The following is a 13530-nucleotide window of genomic DNA, read 5'->3' on the forward strand; positions in this document are numbered from 1 at the left end:
TCTACTCCTAGCGTATACGATCCAAACCTTTCATCATTTCTAAATGAAAGTTTGGTTTTGAAGGTAATTTATTTTTGAACTGACGCAGATAACGATTTGAGACCGTAATCTCTCCCGGTGCCCCAAGCTCACCGTCAACGCTAATCTCTTCAAGATTAAACTGTTCAAACTTCTTATACTTATAAACTACTTTTTCTTTTACAGACTTTTGTGCAAATGTTTGTGTCGTAAATAAAAGTAACATCGTTGATAATAAAACTTTCATCATTACATCTTCCTAACTTGCTGATAGAAGGCCTTGTCTTTAGCATTCATATCGGTAGTGTCTAAGTCACTTTGTATTGTCACAGCGTGATCACTCTTTAGTTGTTTTAAAGAATAGTAAAGAGCGATCTTTAGACTTGGGATATCAATATAATCAGAATTCATTTCTTTAAGAATTGTATAAGCATATTTTGGCTTAGCATCAAAAAGATATGAATAAACTAATGAGTTAATAACATCACGATCATTCTTATTAACAGAATAAAGTCGCTTCAACAGTGAAGTTGATTTTGAGTATAGGCCATATCTGATATAGATATTTGCAAGATTAAACATTGCTGTTTTATTATTCTTCTTCAGAATAAGTACTTGCTTAAATGCCGCAATTGCCTTTGCATCTTTATCTTCATCAATATAGACAACACCGATATTATTGATCGCTGGTATATATTTATCATCAAGTGCTACGGCCTTGTTAAAGTAAACTTTTGCAAGCCTCTTATTTCCAGACTTGTATGAGCAAATCCCCTGCTGATTCCAATATGAAGGATTGGCTTTATACTTTTCGTACATTGCATCCAGCTGAGATAGACCTTCCTTCGTATTCCCCATGTAGCACAGGCCAACAAGCCCAGTCTTCTTTGAATCGATTTCTTCAAGTTTATTTAAATCAACCTTATCAAGTGACTCATCTTCTAGAACGTCATCAACCAGATCATTAATGAGATGATAATCAGCTTCTGCATTATAACGAATCTGACTCTTTGGTTTAAAGTCTGCATTCGTAAGATTTTCAATTTGCTCACCATCTTCTAACTGTTGGTTTGAACCTTTTTTAGAAGATGCACAAGACACCATAAATAGCATTGAAAGAATAGCTAAGTACTTCATTAACGATTCCCCCTCTTATCCATTAGAACGGCTCCAGACATCGAAGGTAGCCCTAAGCCTTGTCTAGATAGTGTTCCAAAGTTAACTGTTAAGACGTCATTCTTATTGATTAAATTATCTAGCTCTCTTTTAAGCTGTCTTGATTTAGTTGCAAGATTGGCCGAAACATTGGCCATACTCGCCTTAAACGACTTTATATATTCTGGAGACTTGCCCTCAGGAGAGAATGAACCGACATCTGTAGAGAAGCGATCAAACGAATTAATTAAAAGTGAATAACTCTTAACCATTGCCTCTCCTGAGCCCATCGCTACGATACGAGCAACTTTTCCCTGAATACGATCTAGACGATTAAACTTGAGCTTCATCGTATTATTAAATGTATTTTCAGGAAAGCTTAGTCCAATTGAATTGAAGTTATTCACGTCATTCTCAAGTTTATCAACTTCCATAAGAGCAACTTCATCAATAGTTTCGATTGCAAGATCTTTCTTCTTTTTAACTTTATTATAAATATAAGATAACTCACCTGCATAACGTGAAGTGTTCTTTTGCGTTCTTGATAACTTTGACAGCTTCCCTACGTACTCAGACTTCTTGTAAAGGTTTGTCGTGTAGGCACTTAGACGTTGACGATAAATGGCATCCGCCTTATCGAGCAGTTTAGTGTCGATATAGTAATCAAATATTTGTTCGTAAGAAGATAATAGTGTTGTATTTTTAAAACGACACTTAGATTGTGAATCCACAAAGCTCACTGCAGCACTATCTTTATTGGTTGCAAGCCCCATTACTATATAGTTCTTTAATAAACCTTCTTTACTCTTATCATTTAAAGAACAAGTTTTTGACAGTAGTTTTTGAGTAAGGGCCATTCCATGATCGACTCTTTGTCTTAGGAACAACTCACTAATAATACTATTGAACGATTCATAAAATTTCGTAATTTCAGAAATTAGCATTTCTTCAATTGCACGATCAAGCCACTTAGTCATTAAATCAATATTACCTGACTCATAGAAAAGAACAGCAATATTGTATGCTGCATTCCTTTTAGCTTCAGGCGTACTTTCTTTATCTTTATAGATGAACAGGTAACCCTTCAAGGCCGTAACCTTATCACCTTTTTGATTTGCCTTTTGAATATCCGAAAATTGAGCGACAAGAATAATTTTATTCAAATGAGTGATAAACCCTCTTCTTAGCGGTATTCCAGTAGACTTAAGTTCGCCAACAAAACCCATTAACTCAGACTTATTCTTCTGTGATTTATGAAGATCGACAATACGTCCAATCATTGCCTCATTTTTTGAAATTGCTCTTGGATTCTCTTTAGCATAAACAAAAAACAGATTTTGTGCTTTTTTAGCATCTTTCTCTTCATCGACATAGTAAGAGAATAGCTTCTCAACAGCTTTATTCTTCTTAGGCTTTGAATCTTCATGCTTGATATACGTTGAGAATACTTTCTCAAAATATTTTTTTCTAATTCCAGCTGAAGTTCTTTTGTCATTTAGTACGACAATCATACCTGCTAATGATCTCTTAAAGTATACATTATCAGTTTTATCAGAAGAGATAACCTTATCGTACATAAAGAGTGCTTGATCATATTCAGAAGCTGCATAGTAAGACTCACCAGCATAGAACAGAGCTCTCTCTCCTAAGCTAGGATCAACTTCTTGTGAAATAAAGTATAATTCAGCAGCAATACGTCCTTTAAACTTCATAATTTTTGGACGCTTCTTATTATGAGACAATCCTAATTCTTTTTGAAGATGTGCAGCACGTTTTGTTACATAAAACAGCGCCTCTTTCTTTTGCTCTGGATTAAGCTTTGTTTTAGTAATTGTTCGCGCATAAACAAGAAAATTCTTATTATTGTTGTACTTATCATAGATTTGTAATAGTTGAACAAGTGCCTTAGCTTTGTACTCTTCACTCTTTCCATTAAATGCAGATCTGAACATTCCCGCAGCTTGAGAATACTTCTGTTTATCAAGAAGAAACATTCCCATATCGAAAAAATTCTTTTCAGGTGTTCCCTTTTCATTTTGGTAGAATTGTAGGGCCTTCTTAGTATCGCCTTTATCAGCATAGAAGTAACCAACATCACGTCCGGCCATATCCTTCTTGTCGATATATTTAGGACTTTTCGACAGACTATGAACTTCCTTCATTTGCTTAATTGCAGTATTCTTATTTCCAACTCTAAAGTTAGACCAAGCAAGATTGTAAAGATACTTAGTGTACCACTTATCATCTTTAATCTTAAAAATTACAGTATCGTAATACCTCTTAGATTTACTGAAGTCACCTTCTCGATAATAGATATCACCTAGTGCAAGACGAGACTTAACTCCGATTAAATCATTTTTTGGCGCTGATTTTACAGATTTTACGAAAAGAGACTTTGCTCTATCCATTTGAACATTTTCTAATTCATTATAAGCAAGGATATAATAGATATGAGAGCGTGCCTTAGCGTTTGGTTTCTTATTAAGTATCGACAATCCAATTTTTTGAGCTCTATCATAGTATGCGCTAGATTCAGCAAAAAACTTCTTTCGATCAATACGCTTCTTGTCTTTTATATCTAAGTTAAAGAAATTTTCATTTTCTTGTTCACGAATGATTCGCCCTTTCTCTAAATTAAGCTCGGCCATACGCAAATCAAGCATTGTATCGTTCTTTGTGTATCGTTTCATACGCACAAGCTCTTTAAGCTCCATATCGATTACTGAAACAATACGATCTCTTTTAGTATTAAGCTTAATACCAAAAGAGTTAAAACTTATAAGAGTTGCAAATAATAAAACCTTAATCATTTTTGACACTCCGATCGAAGAGCGAATACATAGTCACCTAACTCATCGGCCCAAAACTCACCATTGAATGACCAAAAGTATTGCTTCGAGTTTCTTTTCAGGTACTTAATATCACCTCTTGCTCCGGTATCTGTAATACCACTATATAAACGTGCTTTTCTTGCATTCAGTGCTTCAAGTCTTAAATAACTTAAACCAATAAATGACTTTTCTAATTGTGCAGAATTAAGCTTAAAAACCTTCTTAACATAAGATCCAATTAGTTTTTGTTGAAGAAATAAAGAGTCTTTTAAGTTAATAGCTAAAATCTTTCTTAATCTTCTATTTCTAACTGTTTTTATTGTCTTAATTTCACGAAGGCCATCTTTATAACTTTGATACAGTTGTAAAAACGCTGGGTCTTTTCTTACATTCTCAAGTAGCTTATTTGTTAGTGGATCATAGTATTTTTTTCCATCAACATAGCTATTAATGAATTTAAAATACCATTCTAAAGAATGCTTCTTAGCAAGCATTTGATCGATTACTTGTTTTGATTTATCGAATTCTTTATAGTGATCATCAATGATATTAGACATATCATCATATAAACATAGCTTAAAATAACTAAGTGCTTTTAGAACATTAACTTCTGGATTAACTATATAATTTAGAACTGGAGCCTTATATGTCACAAGTTTCCCAAGTGTTCTATTATAGTCACCTTTGTAGTAACTATTCCAAGCCTCTTCGATTAGTAGCTCAGGCCAAATATAAGATCTTTTATCTACATCAATAAAAGCAAGTTCAGACTCATCTAATTTCTTTTGTTCATACTTCACTCTTGCAATACCAGCAAGACAGTAGTCCTGATTAATTTGTAATTGTCTTGCACGAACTTCGTCACTACTACTAGTCGACTGATCAACACAGTTCTCAAATGATCCAACTGCGGCCTTAAAACTTCTAAGCATAGTAAATGCAACACCTTCTAAGTGAAGTGCAAATGGCTTTACAGGATGTGATGCCGGAATAGTTCCATTTAAGGTTTGAAGAGCTTCTTTATACTTTCTTCTCTTTAACTGCTTTTTAGCGAGTAAATATTTAAGAGTTGGAGAATCAATATTTTGAAGATAATTTTCAGGCAACAGAATAAATTGTCTATCTCCTACCTTTGAAACAACTTGTTCAAATAGATATTCAAAATTCTTATTCGTCCTTCCCTTATACGTAACTAAATACTCTTTCACATAAGGAACGGCCGTATGGTACATCTCTTTATCTATAAGCTCTTTAATAATATTCGGATAGCGAGATATGCGATTTTTTGATTTTGTTAAATCAGTCCAAATTGACTCAAGTGCGTATGCCTGACTCAATATTAGAAATGTTATAAGCGCTTTCTTAAACACAATAGCTTCCTTTATAAGTCAAACTGAACAGAGAAAGTTAGATCAATATTTGAATATAATTGATCACTCTCAGAACCAGACTCTCTTGCTGGTGCAGCTTGATAAAGAATTCCGTTAATATCTGCTCTAATACTCCAAGATTGATTAATATAAAATTTAGTTGAAACATCCCACATAAGACCAGTGTGTGACTCATCTATTGTTAAACCAGGGTTTGGAGAACCTGCTCTAACTTCAGGGCCATTATTTGTTTCATTAAGTTTTGCTAAACCTAGACCAAAGATCCAGTCAACATAGAGAATTGAATTGAATGTATTAATTTTCGAATAAAAAGGCGCCCATGTTGCCATTACACCAATATAGTCGTTTACAATTCTTCTAAATGGAATTGAACCACTTCCACCACCATTACTGTTTCTAACAGAAGCTGCTGTATCATTCTCTTCACCTGAATTAGAAGCATAGATAAATTCAGCACCAAGTTCTTCAGTAAAGAAATAACCACCTCTTAACTGCATAGAAGTTGAATCAACAAACGCACCAGATAGTGTTTTACCAAAGCCACCACTTACATAAAAGCGTTGTTGTTTTTTAAACTTACGGTTTTGAAGTACATAAATTTCTTTATCTTTATCAAGCCATGAAAAATTGTAGAGATCACTTTCTGCGGCGAAAGTCTTAATCGTCATAAAAGTTAAAAATAATACAAAGATCATCCTAATCATTTTAGCGTCCTGCCTTTCAAATAGTTGGATTTACAGAGATTATTTTAACATAAGATGTTAACTACAATTTAAGTCGCTTATTGGTGGCATAAATTTCCATACGTACATGATGAACAGTGAGTTATTCTTTTCCCGACTAAATCAGTAAGAGTTCTCCACGTTTCAAATAGGTTTGCTTCAAGCACGGCCATTGAAATTTCTTCTTCAATGACACGTTTTTGATCAAGAGCTAGTACCTTTAACTTAATTTTTTCAGTAACTTGTTCGCCAACTAATAGTAGACCATAAGCATAGGTTTTTAATTGAAAGAAATATGAGCGCAGCTTATCATCATCAATGAGTCCTGACTTGAAGTCCCAAATTTCTACTACCTGACCATTTTGATAAAGCAATCCATCTATAATCCCTGTAATCATTTGACCAAAAAAAGAGAATTTTATTTGATGCTCACTTAAAATTTTGTCATGTGAAGACTTTTTAATTGTATCCCCTACCCATCCGACAATTTCAACCTCTTCTGTATTATTAAATTTTAAATCTCTACCTTTAATAAGATTTTCAACTAAAAAGTGAAGACGGTTACCACGATCAACATCAGAAACACCTTGAACGTGAGGCAATGCGATTTCTTTTTCTTTTGAGAATTCTTTTAAATCATCCTCAAGTTTTAAGACTTGGTTTAAATAGAATTTTCTTGAACATAAAGCCAACTCAGATAGTTTTGTAACTGAAAGTTCAGAGATGAGACCAATGTCTACAGAGTTATCAATATTCTTAACTCCTAATGGATCGAGAAAATATATAGGTGGACGTATTGCTTCTTCCAATTCGTATTTAAGATCAAAACTTTCAATCTCTACTGACTTCATTTGATAATTTCGAAGTGGCACAATCCAGCTATTGTCAGAATGTTTTACATCTTCGCCATTGATACTTATATCAAAGTATTCGATGTTTTCCACGGCCCTTGTACAGGCCACATAGAAAAGTCTCTTTGACTCAGAGAATTCTTTTTGTTTTTTTATTAGCTTCTCTAGAATTAGATTTGGAGATGAGTTTAATTTTTTACTATTTATATCTGCACTCCAAGATAAAGCTCCTGGAAGCGCACCAAACTTAGACTTATCCACAACTGTACGGCCGTTAGTATGAATACCACCAAGAATTATCGTATCAAATTCAAGCCCCTTTGAAGCGTGAGTCGTCATAATTCTAACTTTTGGTTGTGAAAGATAAGAGAAGCTAGCACTATACGAGTCCTTCTCTAAAGATTTTAGGATTTTATAAATTTGATCAATATCACCTTTAGCACCACCAATAATTCCATTTATTTTTTCAGAATTATTCTTATAGGCAGAACTTGATAAGCCTAAATCAAATACAAACGACCAGAAGGCATACTCAATATTACTATTAATATAAGTATCTTTCATTTTCATAAGACTTGTTACATCAATACTTTGATATGAGTCATAGTAATGGCTACATACTCCTTCAATTATAAAGTTGTAGTATCGAGCAATTGCATGAAGTCTCTTTTCGTCAGCTCCTTCCTTAACTCCCTCAATTAAGAAGTTAACAAAGGCCTTAAATATAATAACGAGAGGATCTTCCCCGTAAGGAATCTTTACTTGGGCAACAAATGGAATAGAACTTGCCATCAAGTTTGAAATTAATTGCTTTGAAGGTGCAAGTGTTCGATAAAGAATACAAATCTCTTCATCGGGATTTGTATCTTGCTTCTTTTTAATTAGATCACAAATAGCACCTGCTTCGATATTGTCATAAGTTGTTGAAGATTTTTTCTCTAACTCGATTTCGAGATTAACTTTATGACCTTTAACGATACCAAGACCGGATTCTTTAACATCTGGAAAGTTTTGGTAATCAACTTTTACACTATACTGATCGTGCCCTTGATATTTTTCGCCTAATCCAAATATTGTTTCAAAGAATTGGTTGTTAAAATTTACAACAGCTTCCTCTGAGCGATAATTATTGGACATGTAAAGGTTTTGAGGAATTACCTTTTCAGTTTGATTAAATACCGCAATTTCTCCACCTCTAAATCCATAGATAGCTTGCTTGCGATCACCTACGCACATTAATCGATTGAAATTCTCACCGATAACATGCTTAATAATTTGATACTGCCCAGGAGAAGTATCTTGATATTCATCGACAATAATATAATCGAAATTCTCCTGACAAAGCCTACGTGATTCTTCACTTTCTTCTAACGACTTTAGAGTTAGGTATTCAATATCAGAGAAGTCGATTCCTGGATAATTGTAGTAATACTCTTCTATATAATTAAACAGTTCTTTGTATAAAGTTAACCATTCTAGATATATCCCTTCATTCTCAAAAAAGGCATCATAGTTTTCAGATTCTTTATCATAAAACTTTAGTAGAGAGTTACATTGATCAATTAGCTCTCCAACTTCCAAAGGGATTCCTTTAGCCTTTCGCGGTTTATTTGATTTATAAATCTCACAAAAACGTTTTATATTATTCCAACTATAATTCTTTGATAAGAAAAAAGACTCTGATGCGCTTAAGTGCTTCCACCATGCTTTTTTACTATGTTCATCGGAGTAAGTATTACTAGAGTAATGATTATTAAAGACTTCATTACAGCCAAGTAAGCTCAATATATTATCGAAGTATTCGCCTTCATCAAAAGAGACGTCATTAACATCAATACTTGACCACTCAAACCTAAGCTCAGGACTTGCAAACACAAATTGCATCGAGCTAATTAGAGCGTCAATATTCTTTAAAAATATTTCTATTTTCTGATTATTCAGATTTCGAGAGAACCATTGCTTTGTTAACTCTTCAATTTTCACATTAATTTTGAAACGATCAACAATATCGAGGTTCGCTGGAGCACCAAAAATATAACCTCGTTTAATCAACTTAAGGCAAAAACTGTGAATCGTAGAAATACCAAGTGATTCAAGGGCCTCATCAATAATTTTCTTCTTTGTAACATCTTCGACTTTTGAAAAGCGATCAAACATACGAGATTGTAACTCTCCAGCAGCTTCCTTCGTAAATGTCATTACTACAATTTTAGAAAGATATGACTTTAATTGCCCTAGAATATCAGGATGTGCAGACTCAAAAAGAGCATCGTACTTTTTTTCGATTAAGTAAGCTAAGTGCTCAATGATAACTCTAGTCTTACCTGAACCAGCTCCAGCATTTAGTAGGACTCCACCATTATGCATTACTGCTTTTTCTTGTTCTGAATTAAGTTGAATGGCCATTACTTATCCCCACCCTTTGCACAAATTGGATTTGCAACACAGAAGGTACATATTCCTGAGTTTAGTGGTGCTGCCGGCCACGACTGTGCACTTCTCATTGAAACCATCGTTTCATTCATAAACTCATTAAACTCTTCTTTTTTATAACTTTCTATTTTATTTGTTCTAGAGTGAAATTCATTAAAAAACTTTTCTTCACCAACAAAGATTGAATCTTTCAAGTTTTCAAGGCAAAGATAGCCACCACCTTTTAGATTATGCTCGACACCCCATGCTTCATAATAAGCAAGAAGTTGAATTTTTCGAAAATCATTTATATCAGTTTTAGTAGGAACGGCCCCGCCAGATGTTTTAAAATCGTAAATATAATAATCATCACCATCTTTGATAATTAAGTCGATAGACCCTTTATATTTTTCATTAACTTTTGAAATATCTCTTTCGAAAAAGAATTCAACACTTGATTCATTCTTAATTTCAAGAAGTTTATAAATAATGCCACTACAGTAGGATTCTACTGAAAGTTTCAGGCTTTCAATATCGATCTTTTCAGGTAGTAGAGACTTCTCATCGATAAATCGCTTAAAGGTATTTGCAATAAGCTCTTTTAGAATTCCGCGATCATACTGATTATGAAGCTCAAGATAAGATTCAATCACACTGTGATTAATTGTCCCAATATAACGTCGATCAATAAAGGCAGAAGAAGAAACATCGAGGTCGACACCTTGAGCGTATTTTAAATGCCACTTCTTCGGACAATCAATATATGTTTGAATAAATGATGGTGATAATTTTTCAGGTATAGCTGCTTTTTGACTATAAATAGTTCCGAAGCTTTTACGTTCACTTGCTTGGGCATGGGTTGGATTTAATTCAACACCTTCAAAAAGATTTTCAGCAATTGAACTCCCATGCGTTAGCCCTTCTTCTAAAATTAGGTTTCCGCCTCCCTGAAAAAAGCGTCGAAGTTGGTTTCTTAAAATAATAATATCTAAGTTTTTACTTTGTAATGGACCAAATGCACTAAAAATAACGAGAACATCATTTGAGAACCTTTGAGAAGAGCTTAGTGCTCCCAAATCGTCCTTCGAAATATATAGATATTGATTATCTGCACGTTCACTAGTGAATAAGTTATCTCTTGTTCCAATCACACCAGTATCTTTCATCGAAATGTTAACAACTGATGTTCTTGGGAGGTTAAGACCTAGGACTTCCTTCAATAGCTTTAAATCAGAATTATAAATATTTTCATTTACCGTAGCTTTCTCACTAAAGCTTAAGACTTCTTTCTTAAATGCTAAAATAGTTTTTAAAAGCATAAAGCTCTTCTCGTTCATATTAGTAAGAGCAAGCTTATCTAAGAACAAAACTAATTCATCTGCACTTAAATGACCTTTATTCAAGTTTAACTGTTCTTGTACTTTAGAAATTAACTGATCAACACTTGTAAAGAATAGTGCAAAGTCTGTCTTAAACCTTTTTTGTGCGAGTAGAATCGAGTTTACTTGAGTCAGGTCAAGTCCATTCGAAAAACTTAAAATTTGTTTTTCACCAGAAATTAGATCACTTAAATACTCAGCACTTCTTCCAGAAGGAATAGAAATATAATCACAAGATATGCTTTCGATCTCATGTGCTTCTTTTATCTGCTCTAACTCTACCCAGTTAGGCCAAAAGATTTTATTATCACATTGGTTGAAAATAGATTTTTCAAAAGGAATATAAACACTGGCCTTCTCTCCCATCCCTTTAAGCATATCAATTTGATTTGCATTTAAGTGATCAAAGCCAATAAAAATATAACCAACGTCTTCTTGTGGTCTAAAACTTTCACTAACTAATTGGTAAGACTTTTGTTCATCAACAATATTATATGTTTCTAAATAAGTGTGAAATCTCATCAGTCCAGCGATACAGTCTTTTTCAAGAGTGGCCAGCTGACTTAATTCTTCAATTAATGAACCACTTAGATCAAATGAACGTACTTCAGTAAAGAGCTCAAAACAAAAATGAAACTTTTCATAATCATCATTTACCGAAGACTTCCAAAAAGTCCAAAGGTCTACCATAAGTTCAGACTTAGATAGCTTTTTTTGCTCATCATCTAAATTCAGGTGATCAGATAGGAACTTTGCAACTGTAATTGTCTCAGTATTTCTAGCATGGCCTTTGCGAATAATATAATCACGATATAAATCTGAACGCTGGGGAGACGGACAGACTATCTGCCAGCTTTTTATATTTTCATTTTCTTCAAATAACTCATCAAAATGATTTTTATATAAATAAAGATTTAACACGCAACATTACCCTTTTTAAATGACACTTTATGCAAAAAACGATATATAAAGCGCCTACAAGGAGAATTTTACTGTGATTAAAGAAAGCCGTCTATTCAACTTCATTAATAAAGAGAAAACCTTCGCAATTTCTTTTTTAGAAGGTCAAAAAGTTATTCATGATCTTGCACTTATTCACAGTGTCAATAATCAAGGTTTTGGATTTTTTAGAGATTGCACACTTTCAATACTACCTCTAATTAATTTTCTAAAGCCTCAAGAAAATATGGGAATCTTTATTGATTCAGACTCTCCTTACTTTCGCTACAAGTTAGAAATGAATCAGTCTGGTTTTTTTAGAACACTAATCTTCCCAGAAGAGCTCCCAACAATACCAGAAAAAATTACAGGAAAGCTTAGAACGGTAAAGCAATTTCCATATAGCAAGACTCCTTATTCGAGTATTATCAATGTTGAGAACCGCTCAATTAAAGAAATTATGAATGACTTTTTTGATAAATCATATCAAATGAAATCAAAAATTATCATTAGCGATGATAGTGACCAGGTAATGCTTGTAACGAAGCTTCCTGAAGTCAATGTAGATAAAGAAGAGATTGTCGAGTCGTTGAGCCTGAAAGACTATATCAAACAAAATGAAACAAGCTTTCATAATATTTTCAAACAAGCTCTAAATGAAGAAAGCGAAATTCAAAAAGCATTTGAAGGACTTGATTTTGATTTCTTAAAGTCGACAGAAATTAAATTCAAATGTAACTGCTCTCGCGACCGCATGGTTACAGGTGTAGCAGGCGTCGTTCGCTCAAGTGGATTTGCAGATGTATTCCACAACGATGCTTCAATTGAAACAAAATGTGATTACTGCAAAACAGCCTATCTAATCACAAAAGAAGAAGTTTCAAGTATTCTTAGCCTTCACTAAAATGGCAGAGTCGTTTCTTCTGATCTCCAGAAGAAGCGGCTGTTCAAATCAGACTCTAAGTAAATTCCACAAAAATTTTCCGCAAGTGCACCATCTGCCCAAACTGGGGCCATCAGTTGAGAATCTTTATTAGAAGCTATTGAAATTGATTTCCACTTACTATTAACTTTACGCCAATCGATGGCCTTAGGTGAAACAGAACTTACAACGATTAAGTAATCGTTTGTCGAGCTTACTTTCTTTCTTACTTGGGTCAGAAAATTATTAAGGTAAGACATATACTTTGCAAATTCTTTTGCATCCTGCTTTTTCAAAATTTTATAAAGGTCGTAGTCTACGATATTAACAAACCTACGATTAGAATCATTCATTGAATCAAAGACATGCTCAAATAGATTCATCGTATTCGAAAAACACTTTTGTCCACGACATGATTGATCACTATAAATTTCACCAACTTTATAATCACTCGACTTTTGAAAGTGAAATGCCTTGCTTTCTTTTACGGCCTTTCCACCTGAGATAAATAATCGAGTATTTTGGTAAAAATTAGCATTACACTTATTAATAGCAGCTAAGTTAGGAGATTCACCGCGATAGATAACAGAGTTACTATAGCCCGAGTTTACAAATACATCCCAAAGAGACTTTCTTTGATATTTTTCACATGTTTGGTTAGCCAAACCGTAACCGTTAATCTGCGCTAGTAATTGATCCTCAACACTTGGAGTAATCGTCATCATATTATACGACCACATTTTACCGAAACACGCATAATTTTCGAGCTCAGTCTTTGCTGTATAATTTAAGTTCTTAAAGTGCAAATAGCCCATATGCTCTTCACTTAGGCCAGGTATCTGAATAAAAATTAGGTTTTGAGGATAGTTATTAAACGAATGTTTTTTTAAGTTAATAGTATTAACTCTTG

Annotated in this window: 9 protein-coding genes; 1 reads left to right on the forward strand and 8 read right to left on the reverse strand. The window is 33.6% G+C overall.

All coding sequences use genetic code 11. The features are described 5' to 3' along the window. Positions 1 to 7: 7 nt before the first annotated feature. The 7 genes from ACMAYL_RS15510 to ACMAYL_RS15540 all read right to left on the reverse strand — a co-directional run bounded on the left by ACMAYL_RS15510 (position 8) and on the right by ACMAYL_RS15540 (position 11680). Entirely contained in the window at positions 8 to 268 is a 261-nt protein-coding gene (locus ACMAYL_RS15510; RefSeq protein ID WP_103217612.1) for a hypothetical protein, read from the reverse strand. Continuing rightward, a complete protein-coding gene (locus ACMAYL_RS15515; RefSeq protein WP_412471316.1) occupies positions 268 to 1155 on the reverse strand; it encodes a hypothetical protein in 888 nt (295 codons plus the stop codon). Before ACMAYL_RS15515 ends, ACMAYL_RS15510 begins: the two co-directional genes overlap by 1 nt. Continuing rightward, positions 1155 to 3983: a tetratricopeptide repeat protein gene (locus tag ACMAYL_RS15520; protein ID WP_412470403.1), complete on the reverse strand. Its 2829-nt coding sequence runs from the start codon at positions 3981 to 3983 to the stop codon at positions 1155 to 1157. The genes ACMAYL_RS15515 and ACMAYL_RS15520 overlap by 1 nt, the downstream gene beginning before the upstream one ends. After that, on the reverse strand, positions 3980 to 5374 hold the full coding sequence (locus tag ACMAYL_RS15525) for a hypothetical protein (RefSeq protein ID WP_103217609.1): 1395 nt from the start codon (positions 5372 to 5374) through the stop codon (positions 3980 to 3982). The genes ACMAYL_RS15520 and ACMAYL_RS15525 overlap by 4 nt, the downstream gene beginning before the upstream one ends. Positions 5375 to 5385: 11 nt before the next feature. After that, positions 5386 to 6099 (reverse strand): outer membrane beta-barrel domain-containing protein, encoded by a 714-nt coding sequence (locus tag ACMAYL_RS15530; RefSeq protein ID WP_392993602.1) that lies wholly within the window; start codon positions 6097 to 6099, stop codon positions 5386 to 5388. 77 nt (positions 6100 to 6176) lie between these two features. Further along, the gene (locus ACMAYL_RS15535; RefSeq protein WP_412471317.1) at positions 6177 to 9374 is read right to left on the reverse strand and encodes a UvrD-helicase domain-containing protein; all 3198 of its coding nucleotides are present in this window, start codon (positions 9372 to 9374) and stop codon (positions 6177 to 6179) included. After that, positions 9374 to 11680 carry a PD-(D/E)XK nuclease family protein gene (locus ACMAYL_RS15540; RefSeq protein WP_412471318.1) on the reverse strand — a complete coding sequence of 769 codons (2307 nt, stop codon included), beginning with the start codon at positions 11678 to 11680 and terminating at the stop codon, positions 9374 to 9376. Before ACMAYL_RS15540 ends, ACMAYL_RS15535 begins: the two co-directional genes overlap by 1 nt. A gap of 73 nt (positions 11681 to 11753) precedes the next feature. Here ACMAYL_RS15540 and ACMAYL_RS15545 point away from each other — a divergent pair, with 73 nt between their 5' ends. After that, the gene (locus ACMAYL_RS15545; RefSeq protein ID WP_392993608.1) at positions 11754 to 12602 is read left to right on the forward strand and encodes an Hsp33 family molecular chaperone HslO; all 849 of its coding nucleotides are present in this window, start codon (positions 11754 to 11756) and stop codon (positions 12600 to 12602) included. Here the strand turns inward: ACMAYL_RS15545 and ACMAYL_RS15550 are convergent. After that, on the reverse strand, positions 12599 to 13435 hold the full coding sequence (locus tag ACMAYL_RS15550) for a hypothetical protein (protein ID WP_146037826.1): 837 nt from the start codon (positions 13433 to 13435) through the stop codon (positions 12599 to 12601). The genes ACMAYL_RS15545 and ACMAYL_RS15550 overlap by 4 nt on opposite strands. Positions 13436 to 13530: the final 95 nt, after the last annotated feature.

The sequence above is a fragment of the Halobacteriovorax sp. RT-2-4 genome (genome assembly GCF_047085445.1).
In the GTDB taxonomy this organism is placed as follows: domain Bacteria; phylum Bdellovibrionota; class Bacteriovoracia; order Bacteriovoracales; family Bacteriovoracaceae; genus Halobacteriovorax_A.